This is a genomic window from Caballeronia sordidicola (assembly GCF_002220365.1).
In the GTDB taxonomy this organism is placed as follows: Bacteria; Pseudomonadota; Gammaproteobacteria; order Burkholderiales; family Burkholderiaceae; genus Caballeronia; species Caballeronia sordidicola_C.
Window position 1 is genome coordinate 13,664 of the sequence record NZ_MTHB01000305.1, and the last position, 21,413, is coordinate 35,076.

At 61.5% G+C, this 21,413-nt stretch carries 18 protein-coding genes and 1 tRNA gene; 14 read left to right on the top strand and 5 right to left on the bottom strand.

Annotated features, from left to right (window positions below; translation table 11 throughout):
* Nucleotides 1-90 precede the first annotated feature (90 nt).
* The 3 genes from BSU04_RS44270 to dprA form a co-directional block, all read right to left on the bottom strand.
* A complete protein-coding gene (locus tag BSU04_RS44270) occupies nt 91-2,727 on the bottom strand; it encodes a DNA topoisomerase III (protein WP_089166488.1) in 2,637 nt (878 codons plus the stop codon).
* Between the two features lie 259 nt (nt 2,728-2,986).
* Nucleotides 2,987-3,364, bottom strand: a complete 378-nt coding sequence (locus tag BSU04_RS44275) for a thioredoxin family protein (protein ID WP_089166489.1) — start codon at nt 3,362-3,364, stop codon at nt 2,987-2,989.
* Between the two features lie 84 nt (nt 3,365-3,448).
* A complete protein-coding gene (gene dprA, locus BSU04_RS44280) occupies nt 3,449-4,762 on the bottom strand; it encodes a DNA-processing protein DprA (protein WP_089166490.1) in 1,314 nt (437 codons plus the stop codon).
* A gap of 212 nt (nt 4,763-4,974) precedes the next feature.
* Here dprA and def point away from each other — a divergent pair, with 212 nt between their 5' ends.
* The 14 genes from def to BSU04_RS44350 all read left to right on the top strand — a co-directional run bounded on the left by def (nt 4,975) and on the right by BSU04_RS44350 (nt 17,626).
* Nucleotides 4,975-5,478, top strand: coding sequence for a peptide deformylase (def, locus tag BSU04_RS44285; protein WP_089166491.1), 504 nt, complete (start codon nt 4,975-4,977; stop codon nt 5,476-5,478).
* Nucleotides 5,479-5,527: 49 nt separating this feature from the next.
* Nucleotides 5,528-6,520: a methionyl-tRNA formyltransferase gene (gene fmt, locus BSU04_RS44290; protein WP_089166492.1), complete on the top strand. Its 993-nt coding sequence runs from the start codon at nt 5,528-5,530 to the stop codon at nt 6,518-6,520.
* Nucleotides 6,521-6,590: 70 nt separating this feature from the next.
* Nucleotides 6,591-7,250 (top strand): LysE family translocator, encoded by a 660-nt coding sequence (locus tag BSU04_RS44295; protein WP_089166493.1) that lies wholly within the window; start codon nt 6,591-6,593, stop codon nt 7,248-7,250.
* 145 nt (nt 7,251-7,395) lie between these two features.
* Nucleotides 7,396-8,253 (top strand): zinc metalloprotease HtpX, encoded by an 858-nt coding sequence (gene htpX / locus BSU04_RS44300; protein WP_089166494.1) that lies wholly within the window; start codon nt 7,396-7,398, stop codon nt 8,251-8,253.
* Nucleotides 8,254-8,460: 207 nt separating this feature from the next.
* Nucleotides 8,461-9,945 carry a 16S rRNA (cytosine(967)-C(5))-methyltransferase RsmB gene (rsmB, locus tag BSU04_RS44305; RefSeq protein ID WP_089166604.1) on the top strand — a complete coding sequence of 495 codons (1,485 nt, stop codon included), beginning with the start codon at nt 8,461-8,463 and terminating at the stop codon, nt 9,943-9,945.
* Nucleotides 9,942-10,550: a DUF4390 domain-containing protein gene (locus BSU04_RS44310; protein ID WP_089166495.1), complete on the top strand. Its 609-nt coding sequence runs from the start codon at nt 9,942-9,944 to the stop codon at nt 10,548-10,550. The genes rsmB and BSU04_RS44310 overlap by 4 nt, the downstream gene beginning before the upstream one ends.
* A 31-nt stretch (nt 10,551-10,581) precedes the next feature.
* Nucleotides 10,582-12,969, top strand: a complete 2,388-nt coding sequence (locus BSU04_RS44315) for a sensor histidine kinase (protein WP_089166496.1) — start codon at nt 10,582-10,584, stop codon at nt 12,967-12,969.
* Nucleotides 12,970-13,689 (top strand): response regulator transcription factor EsaR, encoded by a 720-nt coding sequence (gene esaR, locus BSU04_RS44320; protein WP_089166497.1) that lies wholly within the window; start codon nt 12,970-12,972, stop codon nt 13,687-13,689.
* 101 nt (nt 13,690-13,790) lie between these two features.
* Nucleotides 13,791-13,866, top strand: a tRNA-Phe gene (locus tag BSU04_RS44325).
* 287 nt (nt 13,867-14,153) lie between these two features.
* The gene (queC, locus tag BSU04_RS44330; protein WP_089166498.1) at nt 14,154-14,888 is read left to right on the top strand and encodes a 7-cyano-7-deazaguanine synthase QueC; all 735 of its coding nucleotides are present in this window, start codon (nt 14,154-14,156) and stop codon (nt 14,886-14,888) included.
* A 2-nt stretch (nt 14,889-14,890) separates the two neighbouring features.
* Entirely contained in the window at nt 14,891-15,523 is a 633-nt protein-coding gene (queE, locus tag BSU04_RS44335; protein ID WP_089166499.1) for a 7-carboxy-7-deazaguanine synthase, read from the top strand.
* A 28-nt stretch (nt 15,524-15,551) separates the two neighbouring features.
* Nucleotides 15,552-15,998, top strand: a complete 447-nt coding sequence (queD, locus tag BSU04_RS44340; RefSeq protein WP_165936541.1) for a 6-carboxytetrahydropterin synthase QueD — start codon at nt 15,552-15,554, stop codon at nt 15,996-15,998.
* A 174-nt stretch (nt 15,999-16,172) separates the two neighbouring features.
* Entirely contained in the window at nt 16,173-16,955 is a 783-nt protein-coding gene (locus BSU04_RS44345) for an HpcH/HpaI aldolase family protein (RefSeq protein WP_089166500.1), read from the top strand.
* Entirely contained in the window at nt 16,952-17,626 is a 675-nt protein-coding gene (locus BSU04_RS44350) for a tetratricopeptide repeat protein (protein ID WP_089166501.1), read from the top strand. Before BSU04_RS44345 ends, BSU04_RS44350 begins: the two co-directional genes overlap by 4 nt.
* A gap of 95 nt (nt 17,627-17,721) precedes the next feature.
* Here the strand turns inward: BSU04_RS44350 and rodA are convergent, their stop codons facing one another.
* Both rodA and mrdA read right to left on the bottom strand, forming a co-directional pair.
* Entirely contained in the window at nt 17,722-18,870 is a 1,149-nt protein-coding gene (gene rodA, locus BSU04_RS44355; protein ID WP_089166606.1) for a rod shape-determining protein RodA, read from the bottom strand.
* 21 nt (nt 18,871-18,891) lie between these two features.
* Nucleotides 18,892-21,330 (bottom strand): penicillin-binding protein 2, encoded by a 2,439-nt coding sequence (gene mrdA / locus BSU04_RS44360; RefSeq protein WP_089166502.1) that lies wholly within the window; start codon nt 21,328-21,330, stop codon nt 18,892-18,894.
* Nucleotides 21,331-21,413: the final 83 nt, after the last annotated feature.

Consider the following 21,413-nt stretch of genomic DNA (forward strand, 5'->3'; position numbering starts at 1 on the left):
GCGTCGTCCAGCACGATGAACGAAAAAAAGCCCGCGAATGATTCGCGGGCTTTTTTTATGGTGCCGGACCTAATCCACAGGCCCTGAAAACTAACCCGCTTTGCGAGCCGGCGCCTTCTTGGCCGCCACCTTCTTTGCAGGCGCTTTCTTCGCCGCAGGCTTCACGGTCGTCTTCTTGGCTGCCACGGCGACGTCGCCGTCACCTTCGTCTTCCGCTTCAGTCGCGGCCGCCGCACCGCGCTTGACTGCCGGTTTCGCACCCGGCTTCGGCTCTTTCTTCTCGAACTCGAAGCCGATCTTGCCATCCGGTTGTTTCACGAGGAACGCCTTGAAGTTCCGGCCGGTGCGCGACGACTTGAAGCCCGTCAGCAAGTCCGTGCGTCCTTCTTCGAGCAACTTCGTCATCTGCTCACGCGACATTTCCTGCTGCAAGATCACCTTGCCCGACCGGAAATCGCAGGTCTTCGGATTGGCCACCGAGTTCTCGCAGACATAACTCATGCCGTGCTCGTACACACGCGACTGGCACTTCGGACACGCGCCAACCGGCGTTTGCTCCGAGAAATCCACCGGTTCGCCGTCTTCGCCGCCTGAATCCTGACCGAAGTCGAACTCCAGCTTCCAGTTCTTGATTTCGTCGTCGAAGGACAGTTTCAGGATCGCGGAGAACGGGCGGCCCATCTTGCTGCGGAAACCCGATAGCGGCCCGATGGTCTTGTCCTTGATCAACTGCTCGACTTCGGGAATTTCAAACTGACGTCCACCAGGAATCTTCGAAATCGAGAACTCGCATTTCGTACAAGCGAACCGCCGATAATTCTCCTTCACCTGGCTGCCGCAATTCGGACACGGTGTTTCCAGCGTCGAGTAATCGCCGGGGATGGTGTCGGAGTCGTATTCCTTCGCGCGCTTCACGATGGTCTGCGTCATGCGTGCGATTTCTTGCATGAACTCATCGCGCGGAAGCTTGCCGCGTTCCATCTGCGACAGCTTGTGCTCCCACTCGCCGGTCAGTTCCGGCGCCGTCAATTCCTCGACGCCGAGACCGCGCAGCAAGGTCATCAACTGGAACGCCTTCGCCGTTGGGATCAGCTCACGGCCTTCGCGCACCATGTACTTCTCACCCAGCAGCCCTTCGATAACGGCCGCACGCGTAGCCGGCGTGCCCAGACCCTTCGCGGCCATTGCCTCGCGCAGTTCCTCGTCCTCGATGAGCTTGCCCGCGCCTTCCATGGCCGAGAGCAACGACGCTTCGTTGTAACGCGCAGGCGGCTTCGTTACGAGACCGACTGCCGCGACCTTCTCGACATCGACCTTCTCGTCCTTCTGAACCTGCACGAGATTGGCTTCTTCGCCGCCCACTTCCTTGCCGTAGACCTGCAGCCAACCTGGTTCGACGAGCACCTTGCCTTCGGTCTTGAAATGATGGCCAGAGACTTCGGTGATCCGCGTGGTGACCAGATATTCGGCCGCCGGGAAAAACACCGCGAGGAAGCGCTTCACGACCAGGTCGTACAGCTTCTGCTCCGGCTCGGACAACGCCTTGGGCGCTTGCAGGGTGGGGATGATGGCGAAGTGATCGCTGATCTTGGAGTTATCGAAGATGCGCTTGTTCGGTTTCACCCAGCCCTTGTCCAACACCTGCTTCGCATGCGGCAGGTAGTTGTTGCTCTCCTTGAGCATCGCAAGCGTGTCTTTCACCGTCGGGATGTAGTCCTCGGGCAGTGCACGGGCGTCGGTACGCGGGTAGGTGAGCACCTTGTGCTTTTCGTACAGCGCCTGAGCCAGTCCGAGCGTGTTCTTGGCCGAAAAGCCGAAGCGGCCGTTGGCCTCGCGCTGCAAGCTGGTCAGGTCGAACAGCAACGGCGACATCTGCGTGGTCGGCTTCGCTTCTTCCGTGACCGTGCCGGTCTTGCCACGACAAGCCGCGACAATGGTTTCAGCAGCCGGCAAGCTCCAGAGCCGCGAATCGCGTTGTTCCGGATCGCCTTCTACGCGCTTGAATTTCGGGTCGAACCAGCGACCTTCGTACATGCCCTTCGCGGCGATAAATTCTGCCCGCACTTCCCAATAATCGCGCGATACGAAGCGACGAATCTTTTCCTCGCGTTCCACGACGATAGACAACGTTGGCGTCTGAACGCGGCCAACAGTCGTCAGGAAGAAACCACCGCCCTTGCTGTTGAACGCCGTCATGGCGCGCGTGCCGTTGATGCCTACGAGCCAGTCGGCTTCGGAGCGGCAACGGGCGGCATCGGCGAGCGGCTGCATGTCGGCGTCGCTGCGCAGGTTCGCGAAACCGTCGCGGATGGAACCCGCGGTCATCGACTGGAGCCAGAGACGCTGCACCGGCTGCTTGGCCTTTGCGTGTTGCGCGATCAGGCGAAAAATCAGCTCGCCTTCGCGCCCCGCGTCACAGGCGTTGATCAGGCGATCGACGTCCTTGCGCTTGAGCAGCTTCGTCAGCACTTTGAGCCGTGATTCGGTTTTCGCAATCGGATTCAGGTCGAAATGCGGCGGAATCACGGGCAAATTGGCGAAACTCCACTTGCCGCGCTTGACCTCGAATTCCTCGGGAGCGGCAATTTCGAGCAGGTGGCCGACAGCCGACGACAGCACGTAGTCTTCGCTTTCGTAATATTCGTCATGCTTGGTGAAGCCGCCCAAAGCGCGCGCGATGTCGTTCGCGACAGAAGGCTTTTCAGCGATGATCAGGGCTTTGGACATGACTCGATTCAAGTTAGGGACTGGCATGAGGCCGGGTTTGGGCGGCTTGCGCCACCGCGGTTCGGACCCGTTAACGTCCGCTTTATAGCATATGGCGTGCGGCGCGCGGTCTGGCATTTGGTGAAACGCGGGGTGCCGAACGGTGAATGTGGGTGCTTTGTGATGCAAGCGCGAAAGCCGTTTCAGCTTCCGAGAGCGCCGGGTTGCGCATAGTGGTCTTGCCGGTGGATTCGATTCAACCGTCGATTCGAACGTCGATTCACGCGTTGACCAGCGCGGGCCGGATCTTCGGTGCGCCCACCACACCCGGCAACGCGCTCAAGTCCGTCAACATGCGCGCGACAATGGACGTTTGCGGCAGCACCGTTCCAAAAAAACGGGTTGTCACAGCATCTTCGATCAAGACGGTCGGAAAATTTTCCACATCGAGGTCATCGAAGCGATCCGCCTGGTTTTCGATGTCGATCCACGCAAAGCAGATGTCCGGATGGGCATCGGCGAGCAGGTTGAAACTCTCGCGATAATCGCGGCACGTCCCGCACCATTCGGCGCACAGGCAGGCGACGAGCAGCGTGCCGGCGCTGGCCAGACGCTCGGCAATCTGATCGGCGTCCGTGTCGAGATTCAGCGCGGGCATGGTTCCTTGCAGTCCTTTTCGTCAGTAATTTGTTGCCGGTGCAGGCAGCGGATTTTGTCGCGAATGTAGCATGGCGTCGAAAAATCAGCGTTCAAGCCGGGCAAATCGGCCTCCCGGCAAGGTGCCAATCCGCCCCGACAGTTCAAGCTGCAGCAACAGGCTTTGTAAGGTCGCGCCATCCATGTCGGTCCGCTCGGCAAGAATTTCAAGCGTCGCGGGCGAGTGCCCGAGTGCATCGAGCAGGCGTTCTGCTTCGGGATCGGCAGGTTTTAGAGACGCGGACGCCCAAGATGCGCTAGCCGGTTTGCCTCGAGCGGCGCAGCCTGAGCCCGACGCGTCCTGAAGCTGCAGCGCGAACTCGCTGGTAGCCGGTCCGGTGCCGGCGTCCTCCGATGGACGCGTTTTTCCACGCTTTCGCGGCTTTGAAACAGGGGCCGCCGCCGCTTCGCTCTGAACCGTGAAACCAAACTCCTCCAGAATATCTTCGGGCGTTTCCACGAGCTTCGCTCCCTGCTTGATCATCCTATGACACCCGCGAGACAGCGGTGCGTGGATCGATCCGGGAATCGCGAATACATCGCGCCCCATTTCGTTGGCGAACCGGGCAGTGATCAGCGACCCCGAGCGCATTGCCGCTTCGACAATCAGCACGCCGCTCGCCAACCCTGCGATCAACCGGTTACGCTGCGGAAAATTTGCCGGCCGGGCCGGCGTGCCGAGTGGCCATTCCGACACGATCGTGCCGTTCGTCGCAATTTCGTGCGCCAGCGCGTGGTGCAGCGGCGGATAGACGAGATCCGCACCCGTTCCGATGACCGCAATCGTGCCGCCGGGACCGCTGAGCCCTCCGCGATGCGCCGCGCCATCTATACCCAGCGCGAGCCCCGACACAATCGCGAGCCCCGCGTCCGAGAGGGCTTGCGCGAAGCGGCGAGCGTCGTCGATGCCTTGCGGCGTTGCGCTCCGGCTGCCGACGATAGCAACTGCCCGGGCGTGGAGCAGGTCCAGCCGTCCCTTTACATATAGCAGCGGCGGCGGATCGGGCATGGTCAGGAGCGCCGGAGGGTAAGCGCAATCCGCAAGCGTGACGATTGTGTTGCCGGGAACCGACGCCCACTCGAGCGTGCGCGCAAGGCATTCGTCGAATGAGCCGAGTTCCGAGCGCGGCGGAGCGCCAAGCACGGCATGTGCAGCCTTCTCTCCGGCGGTCGCCGCGAGCGCGCCGAATGGCTGGTTCAATACCGCCTGCGGGCCGCCGAATTCGGCGAGCAACGCACGCAGCGCAATGGGCGGCAAACCGCTCGCATTCGCCAGCCGCAGCCAGGCTGCAACGTCCTGCAAATCGGTTTCTCCCAGGCAGGGCTTGGGTCCGGTCGTCGGCAACAGGAAAGGCGTCATGTTAAAATTTTCATATTCCGAAATAAGAAAGGATTGCCGAACGGCCCGGTTCCTGGCCGATCGAACAACGCGTTGCCGCCCCACGAGCGGCACTGAAACGAGGTTGAAGCGCTGCGTTTCGGCCCAATCATCTTCTCGATACCGGCACTCTTTTACAACCTGGCCGAATGGCCGACTATCGCGCGCTGCGGCGTGCGTCGATAATCTGAATCATGGCTCTGCTCAACATACTCAAGTACCCGGACAAGCGGCTGCACAAGGTCGCAAAGCCCGTAGAGGTCGTCAATGACCGGATTCGCAGGCTCGTCGCCGACATGGCTGAAACCATGTACGCGGCGCCTGGCGTCGGCCTCGCCGCGACCCAGGTGGACGTCCATGAACGCGTGATCGTGATCGACACGTCGGACACGCACGACCAGCTTCAGGCCTTCATCAATCCGGAGATCGTCTGGTCGAGCGACGAGAAGAAGGACCACGAGGAGGGTTGCTTGTCGGTGCCTGGCATTTACGACTTCGTGGAGCGGCCGGAAAAGGTGCGCGTGCGCGCGCTGAACGAGAAGGGCGAGACGTTCGAAATCGACTGCGACGAGTTGCTCGCCGTGTGCATCCAGCATGAGATGGATCATTTGATGGGGCGTGTGTTTGTCGAATACCTGTCGTCGCTTAAGCAGACGCGAATTCGCGGCAAGATGAGAAAGCTCGAAAAGGCGCTGTGACGCGTCGATTCACTAAGACTGGTGCTGGAATTTGCAGGTTGCTGAATCGATGACTCATTCGCTGCGTGTTGTATTTGCTGGAACACCTGAATTTGCTGCTGCCGCGCTGGCCGCCATCCATGCGGCGGGTTTCCCTGTGCCGCTCGTGTTGACGCAGCCGGACCGGCCGGCGGGGCGCGGTTTGAAACTGGCGGCGGGTCCGGTGAAACGGTTCGCGCTCGAGCACGGCTTGCCTGTAGCGCAGCCGACCTCGTTGCGGCGCAATGGCAAGTATCCAGAGGAAGCGGCCGCTGCTATTGAACAATTGAAAGCGACGCCTCACGACGTCATGGTGGTTGCGGCCTACGGGCTGATCCTGCCGCAAGAAGTGCTCGACATCCCGCCACTGGGTGCAATCAATATCCACGGTTCGCTGCTGCCTCGCTGGCGAGGAGCCGCGCCGATTCATCGTGCGCTTGAAGCCGGTGACGGCGAGACCGGCATCACGTTGATGCAGATGGATGCAGGGCTGGACACCGGCGCGATGATCGTCAAAGGTCACATCGCGATCACGCCCACCGACACCACCGCCACGCTGCACGACCGGATGGCGCAACTCGGCGCTGATCTGATCGTCGAAGCGTTGCGGGATCTCGAGCGGGACGGCGCCTTGCCCGCCTCGCCGCAGCCGCAGGAAGGCGCGACGTACGCGGAGAAAATTTCCAAGCACGAAGCGGCGCTCGACTGGCGTCGTCCGGCGAGCATGCTCGCGCGTCAGATTCGCGCCTTCGATCCGTTTCCCGGTGCGTTCGGAACGCTCGATGGCGTGGTCGTGAAGATATGGGCCGCCGAGTTGGTGGAACTGCCGGGTAGCGCCGAGGCCGGCGTGATTGTGGAAAGCGGCGCGGAGGGTGTCGTGGTTGCGTGCGGTCAAGGTGGCCTGCGTCTCACGCAGTTGCAAAAGCCCGGCGGCAAACGACTCCCGGTGCGCGAATTTCTTGCCGGATCGCCTATTGTTAAAGGGCAACGATTCGAACTTCGGGAAGTCGCGCCGGGCGCATAAAGCGGCGTTTTTGTATTTCTCGAGCCGTCGCTGCGATGGCTACAGCCAGCCAAAGAACAAAGGTCCCGCAATGCTTGGAATCACCGGTTTCACGCTATTTATCGTCGCCGTCATGCTGCTGAGCGTTACGCCGGGGCCGGATACGGCGTACATCGTCGGCAGGAGCGTTGCGCAAGGACGGGGCGCGGGCGTGGTGTCGGCGCTAGGCATTGCGGTCGGCTGCATCGTGCATACGCTGGCCTGCGCGTTCGGACTGACGGCGTTGCTGGCGGCATCGGTGACGGCGTTCACTGTCGTCAAGTTCGCGGGCGCGATTTATCTGATCTATCTTGGTGTGCGGCTGGTTTTCGCGAAGCCGGCAGTCGCGAAAACCAGCGGCCAGCCGAGTGAAGCCGAAGAAACCCGCGTTCGCGCCGCGCCGAAATCGCTGCTGCAACTCTTCACGCAAGGCTTCGTCACGAATGTGCTGAACCCGAAAGTGGTCTTGTTTTTTGTCTCGTTCATCCCGCAATTCGTTGCTGCCGACAGCCCGCACAAAACCCTTGCCTTCCTCGCGCTCGGGTTGGTGTTCGTGCTCGTCAGCACCTTTTGGAATACGTTCGTGGCGTGGATCGCGGGTAGCGTGACGCAACGCTTCTCCGGCACGCCCAGCGTCAAGCGATGGCTCGACAGGGTGGTGGGCAGTGCATTCGTCGGATTGGGGATCAAGCTGGCGACTTCACATAGGTGATTGAATTTTTCCGGGATGTCCTTATCTAACATTTTGCTTACAATCCAGGGCCGACTAATCGTTGGACGATTGTTCGGTCAGGCAAAAAGGCCGCTTCGGCCGCTCGCGCTTAAAGCGCATTGATATTGGGTGAGGAGTTCAAGACATGTTCAACTGGGTCAAAACGGCGATGCTGATGGCAGCGATCACGGCCCTTTTCGTCGTGATCGGAGGAATGATCGGCGGCAGCAAGGGGATGATGCTCGCGCTGATCGTCGCCCTCGCCATGAATTTCTTTTCGTACTGGTTCTCCGACAAGCTCGTGCTGAAGATGTACAACGCACAGGAAGTGGACGAAGCCAGCGCGCCGCGGTTTTATCGAATGATTCGCGAGCTGGCCACGCGGGCGCAACTGCCCGTGCCGAAGGTATATCTCATCGACGAAAACGCGCCCAACGCATTCGCAACTGGACGTAATCCGGAGCATGCGGCTGTTGCGGCGACTACGGGCATCTTGCGCGTGTTGTCCGAGCGTGAGTTGCGTGGCGTGATGGCGCATGAGCTGGCGCACGTGAAGCACCGCGACATTTTGATCTCGACGATCTCGGCGACCATGGCCGGTGCGATCTCGGCACTGGCTAACTTCGCCATGTTCTTTGGCGGGCGGGATTCCGACGGCCGGCGCAGCAATCCGATCGCCAGCATTGCGGTCGCCATGCTGGCGCCGCTGGCCGGTGCGTTGATCCAGATGGCGATCTCAAGGGCGCGGGAATTCGAAGCCGATCGTGGCGGCGCGCAGATTTCCGGCGATCCGCAAGCGCTCGCCAGCGCACTCGAGAAAATCCATGCGTATGCCGCGGGTGTGCCGTTCCCGACCGCCGAGCAGCATCCGGCCACGGCGCAGATGATGATCATGAACCCGCTGGCGGGCGGCGGAATCTCCAAGCTTTTTTCCACGCACCCGGCGACCGAAGAGCGCGTGGCGCGCCTGATGGAGATGGCGCGAACCGGACGCATGGAGTGATGGCACCGGTCTAAGGCCGCGACCACAGACCCATCGCCGTGCAAGCGGTGATGGGTTTTGTCACACCTTGTCATAAACAGCGAGCCGCCTCCAATCCCGTCCGTTCGGCCAGCATCCGGGTCCCAATCTCGGGCCAAACCCCTCGCAAGTTACAATGCTTCGTTTGTGCGGACCGGCATCGGCCGGCTCGAACGCCTTCGCCCCGACATGACCGAAAAGCCTTCCCGACGCCGCGCCGTTTCATCGGCGGACAGTAGCCGAGCGTCGTCCGACGCCCGTCTGGCCACGCTCCATCTCGCTCCCGATTCACTTGCGTTCGCGCTCGATGCGGCCGCGCAAGCAGTCGGCGCGGTGCGTGCCGGTTCCGCGCTGCCGGCAGCCTTGCAGACGGTCATCGCGGCTACGCACGTGGCGGTATCGCGCGGGGCGACACAGGACATTGCGTACCGCACGCTGAGGCGTCTCGCCGTGGCCGACGCGCTGATCGCGAAACTGGTGCGCAAGGCGCCGCCGCCGCATGTATCGAATGTGATGGCCTGCGCGTTCGCGCTGCTCGTCGACGACGAAGCCCACGCCGCGTACACGCCTTTCACCGTTGTCGATCAAGCCGTCAACGCGATCGCCGCGAGACGCGAGTTCGAGTTTGTAAAGGGTCTGGTCAACGCTGTGTTGCGCTCGTTCCTGCGTGAGCGTGAAGCGTTACTAGCCGAGGTGCAAAGCAACCCCGTCGTACGTTTCAACTATCCCGCGTGGTGGATCGACGCGGTCAAGCGCGCCCAGCCTGACGAATGGGAAAACATCCTGGAGGCCGGTAACCGGCAGGGCCCGCTCACGTTGCGCGTGAACGCACGGCGCATGAGCGTGGCGCAATATCTCGACGTCCTCAAGGCCGAGCACATAGAAGCCGAAGCCGCGGGCATTCACGCCGTGCGCCTCAAGACGCCGATGGCGGTCGACAAGATCCCCGGTTTCGCCGACGGCGTGGTCTCGGTTCAGGACGCCGGCGCGCAACTCGCCGCACAGTTGCTGAACGCTCGCGACGGCATGCGCGTGCTCGACGCATGCGCCGCGCCGGGTGGCAAGACGGGACACGTGCTGGAACTGGCGAACGTCGAGTTGATCGCGGTGGAAAGCGACCCGGGGCGCGCACGGCGTATCGGCGAAAACCTGCAGCGCCTGAACGTGCAAGCGGAAATTCGCGTAGGCGATGCCGGCGAACCGTCGGGCTGGTCGGACGGGGACCCGTTCGATCGCATTCTTGCCGACGTGCCGTGTTCGGCATCGGGGATCGTGCGGCGTCATCCTGACATTCGCTGGTTGCGCCGTCCGTCCGATATCGCTGCCTTGGTCGACGAACAGCGCCGCATTCTCTCCGCGCTCTGGCCGCTGGTCGCGACCGGCGGCGAGTTGCTTTACGTTACATGCTCGATCTTTCCCGAAGAGGGCGAGTTGCAGGCGCAGTGGTTTGGAGAGGTGCACGAAGATGCGGTACGATTGGACGCGCCGGGGCAACTATTGCCGACAGCCAGCCGCACCGGCGCGGCTGGTTCGCAAGTATCACCGGACCCGGTCACGAACTCGCTGACGGACAATTCAGGCGAGGTGCAACGTACCTGCTCAACATCGCCGCAGGACGCGCAAGCCTTTGCGGACCATGACGGATTCTTCTACGCGCGCTTTCAGAAACGGTGACGATCAAACGCTTTTTCCCGCTGAGGCTCGCGCCTGCCGGCCAAGCCGTGCTGGCCATATTGTTGAGCCTTGCGCTGTCGATCATGCCCGTTTCGGCCGCGCAGGCCGATCCCATTGCTGTGCAGCGCGCGTCGTTGCAGGCGGACGGATCGGGCTGGAGTCTCGACGCCCGTTTCGACTTCGATCTCAACAGCAGCCTCGAAGACGCCGTGAACAAGGGCGTGCCTTTGTATTTCACAACCGATTTCGATTTGTCGCGGCCGCGCTGGTATTGGTTCGACGAAGACCCGGTGAGCGTGTCGCAAAGCATCCGGCTTTCGTTTCAGCCCCTGACACGTGAATATCGCGTCTCCACAGGAGGCTTGCAGCTCGGTTTCCCCACGCTTGAGGAAGCACTTGCTGTCATCAAGCACGTGACGTCGTGGCACGTGATCGATCATAACCAGGTCAAGCCCGGCGAGACGTATAACGCGTCGGTGCGCATGCAGCTCGACATTGCGCTGATGCCCAAGCCGTTCCAGATCGACGCGGTCAACAACCGCGACTGGAATCTCTCTTCCGACTGGAAGCGTTTCACTTTTACGGCGGCGACCAGTGCTAAATAAACTACGCCGCCGGCCGCTGCGCCGCACGAACATGACAGGCATCGTGGTTCGCGTGCTCGTGGTAACGGTCGCGCTCACGGCCATTTTGCTGCTGGTCATGCTGGCACTTGCCAGCGCGAACACCGAGTTCTTCGACCGCTATTATCAGTGGCTCTACGCGGCGAACCTCGCGGTTGCGGTCGTGCTGATCCTGATCGTGATCGGGCTGGTGGCAATCATTATCACGAGGGTGCGCCAAGGCAAGTTCGGCACCCGGCTGCTCGCGAAACTCGCGTTTATCTTTGCGCTCGTGGGGGTTGTGCCGGGCGGGATCATCTACGTGGTGTCGTATCAGTTCGTGTCGCGCAGTATCGAATCATGGTTCGACGTGAACGTGGAAACCGCACTCACGTCCGGGCTGAATCTCGGGCGCGGCATGCTCGATGCATCGCTGTCCGATCTGCAGAACAAAGGCCGCCTGATGGGCGATCAGCTTGCCAGCGCCGATCCAACCAGCCTCACGCTCACGCTGTTGCGATTGCGCGATCAGTTCAACGTGCAGGATGCGACTATCGTCGAGCCGGCGAGAAGCGGCTCCGGGACCGCGCCCGATGTGCGCGTGGTGGCGCAGGCATCGAGTAATTTCGCGGCCCTCGTGCCCGACGACCTGCCAACGCCGCTGCAACTGAATCAGGCGCGTGGCAGGCCGTACGGGGCGATTGAAGGCGAGGTCGACGGTGATTCGAGTCAGACGGGGCCAAAGGGCGCGTTGAGGCTGCGGGTGATCGTGAAGATCCCCGACAGTTCGACCACTGAACTGCAGCCGACCGAGCGTTTCCTGCAGATCGAACAGCCGGTCAGTACCGGACTCGCCCGCAATGCCGACGCCGTGCAGCGCGCGTATCGCGAATATCAGGAAAAAGCACTCGGGCGGACCGGCTTGCGCAAGATGTATATCGGCACGCTGACGCTGGCGTTGTTCCTCGCGACGTTCATTGCGATGATGCTCGCGCTCGCGCTAGGCAACCAGCTTGCGCGGCCGTTGTTCCTGCTCGCGCAAGGCACGAAGGAAGTGGCCGAAGGCGATTACACGCCCAAGCGCGAAGTGAAGTCGCGTGACGAACTCGGTTTCCTCACGCAGTCGTTCAACGCCATGACGCGGCAATTGTCCGAGGCGCGTGCGGCGGTCGAGAACAATCGGATCGCACTCGAACATTCGAAGGCGTACCTCGAGAGCATTCTCGCGAACCTGACCGCCGGCGTGTTCGTGTTCGACCGGCAGTTCCGCCTGACCACGGCGAATCGCGGCGCCGAGCGGATCTTCCGGCAGCCGTTCAATGCGTCGCTGAATCTGCCGCTTGAACAGATCGGCGTGCTGTCCGAGTTCGGCGCGATGGTGCGCAAGGCATTTGCGGATCGCGATGCAGCGGCAAGCGGCAGCGGCCGGCCTATTGGTGACCGCGGGCATTGGCAACAGCAACTCGCCGTGCCAGTGCCCGGCGAGACTGATCCGTTGACCTTGTTGGTACGCGGCACGCAGTTGTTGACCCTGACCGAAAGCGATACCGACGACGCTGAAACGACAGGCTACGTAGTCGTATTCGACGACATCTCCGACGTCATCTCGGCGCAGCGTTCGGTCGCATGGGGTGAAGTGGCGCGGCGGCTGGCGCATGAGATCAAGAACCCGCTCACGCCGATCCAGCTATCGGCGGAACGGTTGCAGATGAAGCTCACCGACAAGCTTGCTCCCGCCGACGCCGAAGTGCTCAAGCGCGGCGCGACGACCATCGTGAACCAGGTTCAGGCGATGAAGCAGATGGTCGACGACTTCCGCGAATACGCGCGTACGCCGCCGGCCGTCCTGGGCAACCTGCAACTCAACGAGCTTGTGGCCGAAGTGCTGACGTTGTATGGCATTGAAGAGGGCAAGAGTCATATCACCGTGGAGCTGACAAAATTGCCGGTGATTCGCGGCGATGCCACGCAGCTTCGGCAGGTGATTCACAATCTTTTGCAGAACGCGCAGGATGCGGTTGCCGATGTGGCCGAACCACGCGTGCTGCTTGAAACGAAGACAGTAGAATATGGCGAGCCCGATGCCTCCGGACATGCCCGCGTGGCGGTGCGGTTGACGGTATCGGATAACGGCTCTGGTTTTCCCGCGCGAATTCTCTCGCGCGCATTCGAGCCTTATGTGACAACGAAGGCCAAGGGCACGGGTCTGGGTCTTGCAACGGTAAAGAAGATCGTCGACGAGCATGGCGCGCGCATCGACATCCGCAATCGTTCGAAGACCCCTGACGTGATCGAAGGCGCGCAGATCTCGATTCTGTTCCTGCAACTCGCGGAAGATTCCGCCGAACCGGGCGCGACACCGCCCTCGGCGGCGGCGAGCCACGGAACAACAAAAGCATTAGTGCAGACAAGGGCAGCGTAAATGGCAACCATCTTGGTGGTAGACGACGAAATGGGTATCCGGGAATTACTCTCGGAGATCCTGAGCGACGAAGGTCACGTGGTGGAGACGGCGGAGAATGCGCAGCATGCGCGGGAGTATCGGTTGCGGCAGGCGCCGGATCTCGTGCTGCTCGACATTTGGATGCCCGATACCGACGGCGTGACGCTGCTGAAAGAGTGGGCGGCGCAGGGCAAGCTCACCATGCCGGTGATCATGATGTCGGGCCATGCGACTATCGATACGGCGGTTGAAGCCACGAAAATTGGTGCGCTCAACTTCCTCGAAAAGCCGATCGCGTTGCAAAAATTGCTCAAGGCGGTCGAGCAAGGTCTTGCGCGTGGCACGGCTGCCGCGCCAATTGCAAACACGGCCGTGCGGCCGCCGTTGCCGGCGAGCGGTTCGACGGTGCCGGCTTCGGCGGTGTTGCCGGTGGCTTCGTCGTTGAATCTGGCGAGCGGCGATGCAGGCGCGCTGGGTGCAGCGGCAGGTCCGGCAGGCGCGACGGCATCCATCTCCTTCGACATCCCGTTGCGTGATGCTCGCGATGCCTTCGAGCGCGCGTACTTCGAGTATCACCTGGCGCGTGAGAACGGCAGCATGACACGGGTGGCGGAGAAGACGGGATTGGAGCGTACGCACTTGTACCGAAAGCTCAAGCAGCTCGGTGTGGATCTGGGCAAGAACAAGAGCGAGGCTTGACTGGCGGGGCGCGGAGGGGGACGACAAGGATCGTTACAGTAAAAAGGTGCCAAAAAGCACTTGAGCGACATAATCCCCTTTGATATACTTGCGTTCTTCGTGGCCCGGTAGCTCAGTTGGTAGAGCAGCGGATTGAAAATCCGCGTGTCGATGGTTCGATTCCGTCCCAGGCCACCACAGTTGCAAAAAAAATGCCCGGAAACCGCAAGGTTTCCGGGCATTTTTCATTGGTTTTGTTCGCACTTGGCGGGGCGGGATGAGCAGATGGCGTCAATTCCAGGCGCTGCCTGCAAGCGGACCGGTTACCCATGCCCGGCAGGCCAAACCCCAGCCGAGAGCGAACGCCGGCCTTCGTGATAAAATCCTTGGTTCTTCAAAGACTTGGCTAAGATAGAACCCGTACAGCGGCCACTTCTGACCATTAGCCAAATCGCGCATTTCATCCTCTCCATCGGAGTTTCACGGTGACTCGGACAGACGCTAAAGACAGCGCACTGGTGCTGTTTTCCGGTGGCCAGGATTCGGCCACATGCCTCGCTTGGGCGCTCGATCGTTTTGCAACCGTCGAGACGCTCGGCTTTGACTATGGACAGCGCCATCGCGTGGAACTCGAATGCCGCGAAGGCTTCCGGGCATCGGTCAAACAGCAGTTTCCTCAGTGGGCCGAACGGCTCGGCGAAGACCACATGATCGACCTGTCCGTGCTCGGTGCGATCAGCGACACCGCCATGACGCGCGAGATCGAAATCGAAGCCAGCGCGAACGGCTTGCCCAACACCTTCGTGCCCGGCCGCAATCTCATGTTCATGACGATCGCTGCCGCCATCGCGTACAGGCGAGGTCTGAAGGTGCTCGTCGGCGGCATGTGCGAAACGGATTTCTCGGGCTACCCCGATTGCCGCGACGACACCATGAAGGCGCTGCAAGTTGCCCTCAATCTCGGCATGGATAGCCGCTTCCTGCTCGAGACGCCGCTGATGTGGCTCGATAAAGCCGACACCTGGCGCCTGGCCGAACAGCTAGGCGGCGAGGCGCTGGTGGAACTGGTGCGCGTCGAGACGCACACGTGTTATGTCGGCGAGCGCTCGGAGTTGCATGAATGGGGTTTTGGTTGCGGCCAATGCCCGGCGTGCAAGCTGCGCAAGCGCGGCTATGAAGCCTACAAGTCGGGCGAGCAAGTCACCACCGAACCGGTCTGATCATGACGTATGCAGTAAAGGAAATTTTCTACACGTTGCAGGGCGAAGGCGCAAACGCCGGCCGTCCGGCTGTGTTCTGCCGCTTCGCCGGCTGCAATCTCTGGTCGGGTCGCGAGGAAGATCGCGCGGACGCAGTCTGCCAGTTTTGCGACACGGATTTCGTCGGCACGGATGGCGAGAACGGCGGCAAATATCGCACGCCTGCAGACCTCGTCGCCATGATCGCGTCGCAATGGCCGGAAGGCGAAGCGCACAAGTTCGTGGTCTGCACAGGCGGTGAGCCCATGCTGCAGATCGACCCGCCTTTCGTCGATGCCCTGCATGCCGCCGGCTTCGAAATGGCGATCGAAACGAATGGTTCGCTGCCGGTGCTGGACAGCATCGACTGGATTTGCGTGAGCCCGAAAGCCGGCGCGCCGCTGGTCGTGACGAGGGGCAACGAGTTGAAGGTCGTCGTGCCGCAAGACAATCAGCCGCTCGCCGATTACGCGAAACTCGACTTCGAGTATTTCCTCGTGCAGCCCATGGACGGTCCGTCGCGCGACATCAATACGAAGCTCGCTATCGACTGGTGCAAGCGGCATCCGCAATGGCGCCTGTCCATGCAGACGCACAAGTACCTGAACATCCCCTAACGCGAATCAAGCCCCTAGCTGAGCAGACGTGCAGACGATCACCCGAAAACTCGAATTCGATGCGGGCCACCGCATCCCCGATCACCGCAGCCAGTGCCGTAACCTGCACGGTCATCGATATGTGCTGGAAATTACGCTGCAAGGCGAACTCGTCGAAACGGAAGGCGCGCCGGATCGCGGCATGGTGATGGACTTCGCCGACGTCAAGGCGCTGGCAATGGAACATCTGGTCAACAAGTGGGACCACGCGTTTATCGTCTATGCACGCGACGAAGTCGTGCGCAGTTTTCTCGAGAAGATGGCCGATCACAAGACCGTCGTGCTCGACCGCATTCCCACCGTCGAAAATCTCGCGGCCGAGGCGTTCCGGATTCTCTCCGGCGTCTATAACGACCACTATGGCGTCGATCTGAAGCTGAAGCGCGTGCGTCTATACGAAACCCCGAATTGCTGGGCGGACGTCGAAGGGGTCTGACGCTTCACACGGTTCAGTCTCCAGGGCAGCGCTCCTGCCAGCGCTCTTTTGTCACGGTATGATCTTTGGACAAGCCGCACGTTTTGTTGCGGCGCATTCCAGCGACATAGCCCAATTGGAGCGAGACATGCCTGCCTGCCATCCCGCCGCGTGTGATCTAACCGGAACCACGCGATGAGCACCTACACCAACCTCCTTAAACAGCGTTTTACCGAATCCGGCACCTTGTACGGCCTTTGGCTGTCGCTCGGCAGTGCGGACGTGGCCGAAGCCGTGGCGCACGCAGGCTTCGACTGGCTGTGTATCGACATGGAGCATTCGCCGAACGATAGCCATGACGTCATCGCGCAACTTCGTGCGATTGCCGCCGCGCACTTGCCGACCGAACCGATCGTCCGGGTGCCGGCGCATGAAGGCTGGCTCGTGAAACGCGTGCTCGACGCGGGCGCGCGCACCTTGATGTTCCCGAACGTGGAAACGGCGGAAGAGGCCGCGCACGTCGTGCGTCTCACGCAGTATCCGAACGCCGATGCCCGCGATGGCCTGCGCGGCGCCGCTGGTGCCGTGCGCGCAGCGGCATACGGCATCCGGCGTGATTACGTGAGTTCGGCGAACGCGCAGATATCGACGATCGTGCAGATCGAATCCGAGCAGGCGCTGGCGAACGTGGAAGCGATCGCGGCTACGCCGGGCGTCGATTGCCTGTTCATCGGCCCCGCTGATCTTGCCGCGAGTCTCGGTCATCTCGGCGATACCAAACATCCCGACGTCCAGGCGGCAATCACAAAAATTATCGATACCGCGAAACACGCGGGCATCGCGAGCGGCATTTTCGCACTCGATGTCGCGAGTGCGCGGTCGTATGCAGAAGCGGGTGTGAAGGTTATCGCGTTATCGGCCGATGTGGGCTGGCTGTTAAAAGCGACGCGACAGGCGTTGCAGGAGGCAAGGGCATGAAACCCGGAATATTGGGCGCGGTATCCGTAGCGTTGGTGGTGGCGTGCAGCGCGGTCAGTGCGCAGACGGTCAAGGGCAGTGATATGGCGACGCAAAACGCTGTCGCCGATTACAACGCGGGTAACCTTGGCGGCGCGCGCTCGGAGTTCTTGCGCGCGGCGAAGAATGGCAGCCGTCTCGCAGAATTCAATTACGCGATGATGCTGGTGAACGGCGAAGGCGGCCCGGCGGAAGTGGAGGAGGGCAAGAAGTGGTTGCGCAAAGCCGCCGATGCCAACATGACGCAAGCGCAGTACGTGTACGGCAAGATGTACGACGATGGCGAGTTTGTCGACCGTGATCCGGCCGAGGCGCATCGGTGGTTCTTGCGAGCGGCTAACCAGGGCCACGTGCTGGCGGAGCTCGCGCTGGCCAATCAGTTCCTCGATGGCCGCGGCACGCCGCGCGACAACGCGCAGGCGTTTGTCTGGTACAAGAAGGCGGCCGAAGGCGGGGACATGACGGCCCAATACGTGGCCGGATCGTTTTACGAGCGCGGCGGCGATGGCGTGAAGAAGAACATCAACGTGGCGCGTGCGTATTACGCGGCGGCGGCGGCGCAGGGCGATCCTGCGGCGAAGCTGAAGTTCCAGGAACTCAGCGCGGAACTCACGCACGAACAACCGCAATAAGAGAAAAAGCCCACGATGAAAAACATCATCGTGGGCTTTGCTTCATTTGCTTCATTTGCTCCGTTTGCTCCGGCAACGCATGCCGTCGAAAAACGCTAGCCTTTCATCAGCCGCTTTTGTCGCGACACGCTCATGATGAGTCCGACCGCGACACCGAGCGTGGTTAGCGCGGTTCCGCCGTAACTCATGAACGGCAACGGCACGCCGACCACCGGCAAGATCCCGCTCACCATCCCGATATTCACGAACGCGTAAGTAAAGAACGCCATGGTCAGCGATCCGGCTAGCAGCCGTCCGAACAGCGTCGCCCCGTTCGCCGCGATAAACAGCCCTCGCGCAATCAACGCCATATAAAGGAATAGCAGCACCAGTCCGCCCGCGAGCCCGAACTCCTCCGAAAACACCGCGAAAATGAAGTCGGTATGCTTTTCAGGGATGAACTCCAGATGCGACTGCGTGCCCTTCAGCCAGCCTTTTCCAAAGGTGCCGCCCGAGCCGATCGCAATGACGGCCTGAATGGTGTGAAAGCCTTTGCCGAGCGGATCGGAGGTTGGATCGAGCAGGGTACAGATCCGATGCTTCTGGTAATCGTGCATGAGCGGCCAGTTCACTTCCGGCTGGCAAATGCGCTCCTGGAAGATGCCGATACTGGCGACCACCAGCACAGCCGCCACGAGCACCGGCACGATCAGCTTGAAACTCAAGCCCGCGAAATAGATCACGAAGAGACCCGCCGCGAAAACCAGCACGGCGGTGCCCAGATCGGGCTGCTTGGCGATGATCGCGACCGGCAGGATCAGGATGATGAAGCCGACGATGTAATCCCACCACCGGATACCGCCCTCACGCCGCTGGAAATACCATGCGAGCATGAGCGGCATCGCGATCTTCATGATCTCCGAGGGCTGGATCACCACGCCCACGTTGAGCCAGCGTTTCGCGCCCTTGCGCGTCAGCCCGAACATGGCGACCGCGATCAGCAGCGCCATCCCGATGGTGTACATCGGCACGGCGAAACGCATCAGCGTGGGCGGTGGCACGTTGGCGAGAATCCACATCAGCCCGAACGTCAGCATGATGTTACGCAACTGGTCTTCCACGCGGCCAGGGACATCGAGACTCGCGCTGTACAGCGTCACGATGCCCACGCACAGCAGCAGGAACACAATCAGCGCGAGCGGCTTATCGAAGCCCGCGAACATGCGCTTCGTGCGTTCGAGCCAGACGCGCTTGTCGAATTGCAGCGCTTGCATGGCGATTCTCCTTTACTCGTCGATGCCGCCAGACGGCGTCAACGTCTGGATGGCGCTTTTGCCGGTATTGCGCGGGATAGCGGCGGTCGGCGCCGGTTCTTTCGGCCGCGATGGTGGCGTTGGTGGCGTTGGTGCGGCCGGCGTCTTGCGAACCTCGGCGGTACGGATCGTTTCCTTCGCGTTGACCACGCCCGGTGCTTTCGATCCCGTTGCCGGCCGCGCTGCTTCCCGCGCTTCCGTGTTGATAGGCGCGACCGGTACGCGCGGCGCTTCCAGCGCGCGCAGCATGCTCGGCGCGACAGGAACGGCCGATGCAGCCGGCGCGCTCGACGCCGCTCCAGGTCCGCTGCTTGCAGACGCAGCCGAATCAGACGCCGCGCCACCCGCACTGGCGGCGGCCGCCGAATCTGACGGTGCCTGTGGCTTGAACGCTGGCGACACACTCGTCACTGACGCAGGCAGCGCTGCATCCACCGGGCTTTGCGCGCCCCCGATCACCGGTGCGCCCGCATCTTCCGTCGCCGATGCGGCCGCTGCCACGGCCGCCGCTTCCGCACCGGGTTTGAGCCGGTCGACGAGATAATAATCGAGCACTTTGCGTGCGATCGGGCCCGCGGATTCCGCGCCCCAGCCGCCGTTTTCCACGATCAGCGCAACCGCGATAGTCGGATGATCAGCCGGTGCGAACGCGATAAACAGCGCGTGATCGCGCAAACGTTCCGCTATCGCGCTGTGCGAATAATTCGCGCCTTGCAGCGAGTAGACCTGCGCCGTACCGGTTTTACCCGCAGCCTGATAAGGGGCGCCGCGGAAAATCTTGGCGCCCGTACCGGTGGTGACCACGCCTTCCATTGCCCGCTTGATAAAGTCGATGTCCGCCTGCTTGACCGCAATCTTGTCGCTCGGGTCACGCACGGTAACGCGCACCGCCTTGCTGATGGGATTCTCGACTTCCTTGACCAGATGCGGCTTCATGACTACGCCGTCGTTCGCGAGCGTCGCCGTGGCGTGCGCGAGTTGCAGGATCGTGAACGAGTTATAACCCTGCCCGATACCCAGGCTGATCGTCTCGCCTTCATACCAGCGCTGCTGCTCCGGCTTCCGGTATGCCTTCTTTTTCCAATCCGTCGATGGAAGAATGCCGCGCGCTTCGCCGTTGATGTCGATACCCGTGATCTGCCCGAATCCCCACGGTTTCATGAAGCCGGCCATGGCGTTCACGCCGAGATCGTGCGCCAGCATGTAGAAATAGGTGTCGTTGGAAACCACGATCGCGCGGTTCATGTCGACCCAACCCTGGCCCGCGCGCACGTCGTTGCGGAAGGTGTGACCGCCGAACGTGTACGAACCCGGGTCCTGGAATCCCCAGCTGGTCGTGCGTTTATGCAGCGTCAGCGCGGCCAGCGCCATGAACGGCTTGTAGGTGGAGCCAGGCGGGTAGGTGCCGTGCAGCGGGCGGTTCAGCAGCGGGTGATCGGGAGAATTGTTGAGCGAATCCCAGGTCTGCTGGTCGATGCCATCGACGAACGAATTCGGGTCGAAACTGGGGGCCGAGACGAACGCGAGCACATCGCCCGTCGCCGGTTCGATCGCGACCAGCGCGCCGCGCTTGCCCGCGAACGCCTGCTCGGCGACCTGCTGCAAGCCGATATCCAGCGACAACACCAGGTTGTTGCCCGGCGTGGCCTGCGTGCGCGACAGCGTGCGCACGGGCCGGCCGCCCGCCGTGACTTCCACTTCCTCGAAGCCGGTCAGGCCATGCAACTCGGTTTCGTAGCTCTGTTCCACACCAATCTTGCCGATGTAATCCGTGCCCTTGTAGTTGTTCGCGTCCACACGGGGATCATAGTGATCGGTGTCAGCGTCGTTCTGGTCGCTTGCTTCGTCGATACGTTCCTGGTCGCGCTGCGAAATCCGACCAATATAGCCGATCACATGCGCCGCAGTGGGTCCAAGCGGATATTGCCGGAACAGCCGCGCGCGCACTTCCACCCCCGGAAAACGGAACCGTTCGGCGGTGAAGCGCGCGACTTCTTCGTCAGTGAGGCGGGTGCGGATTGGCAGGCTCTCGAAATTCTTCGAGTCCTCCAGCAGCTTTTTAAAACGCCGCCGGTCGCGCTGATCGACGGGAATCACTGTCGCAATGCGGTCGATTTCGTCGTCGAGCGTGGTGTTGATCTTCGACGGCGTGATTTCCAGCGTGTAAGCGGAATAATTCTTCGCCAGCACCACGCCGTTTCGGTCGGTGATGATGCCGCGGTTCGGCACGATAGGGGCCACAGAGATGCGGTTTTCGTCTGCCTGCAACGAGTATTTGCTGAAATGCCAGACCTGCAGATACAGGAAACGCACGCCGATCAGCCCGAAACAGACGAACACGAACAGGCCGGCGGCAGCCACACGCAGGCGAAACTTCGATAACTGTTGTTCGGCGTTCTGAAATTCGGTCATGCAATGTTCGCGGGGACCGCGTGTGTGGCGTATACGGCGTGCAGCGGTTGCAGCAGGCGCTTAGTTAACTCGCTTGGTTAACT

Bases quoted from the DNA above. Each gene is read 5' to 3' on its own strand.
- BSU04_RS44270 (WP_089166488.1), bottom strand. From the start codon at position 2,727: ATGTCCAAAGCCCTGATCATCGCTGAAAAGCCTTCTGTCGCGAACGAC.
- BSU04_RS44275 (WP_089166489.1), bottom strand. From the start codon at position 3,364: ATGCCCGCGCTGAATCTCGACACGGACGCCGATCAGATTGCCGAGCGT.
- dprA (WP_089166490.1), bottom strand. From the start codon at position 4,762: ATGACGCCTTTCCTGTTGCCGACGACCGGACCCAAGCCCTGCCTGGGA.
- def (WP_089166491.1), top strand. From the start codon at position 4,975: ATGGCTCTGCTCAACATACTCAAGTACCCGGACAAGCGGCTGCACAAG.
- fmt (WP_089166492.1), top strand. From the start codon at position 5,528: ATGACTCATTCGCTGCGTGTTGTATTTGCTGGAACACCTGAATTTGCT.
- BSU04_RS44295 (WP_089166493.1), top strand. From the start codon at position 6,591: ATGCTTGGAATCACCGGTTTCACGCTATTTATCGTCGCCGTCATGCTG.
- htpX (WP_089166494.1), top strand. From the start codon at position 7,396: ATGTTCAACTGGGTCAAAACGGCGATGCTGATGGCAGCGATCACGGCC.
- rsmB (WP_089166604.1), top strand. From the start codon at position 8,461: ATGACCGAAAAGCCTTCCCGACGCCGCGCCGTTTCATCGGCGGACAGT.
- BSU04_RS44315 (WP_089166496.1), top strand. From the start codon at position 10,582: ATGACAGGCATCGTGGTTCGCGTGCTCGTGGTAACGGTCGCGCTCACG.
- esaR (WP_089166497.1), top strand. From the start codon at position 12,970: ATGGCAACCATCTTGGTGGTAGACGACGAAATGGGTATCCGGGAATTA.
- queE (WP_089166499.1), top strand. From the start codon at position 14,891: ATGACGTATGCAGTAAAGGAAATTTTCTACACGTTGCAGGGCGAAGGC.
- BSU04_RS44345 (WP_089166500.1), top strand. From the start codon at position 16,173: ATGAGCACCTACACCAACCTCCTTAAACAGCGTTTTACCGAATCCGGC.
- BSU04_RS44350 (WP_089166501.1), top strand. From the start codon at position 16,952: ATGAAACCCGGAATATTGGGCGCGGTATCCGTAGCGTTGGTGGTGGCG.
- mrdA (WP_089166502.1), bottom strand. From the start codon at position 21,330: ATGACCGAATTTCAGAACGCCGAACAACAGTTATCGAAGTTTCGCCTG.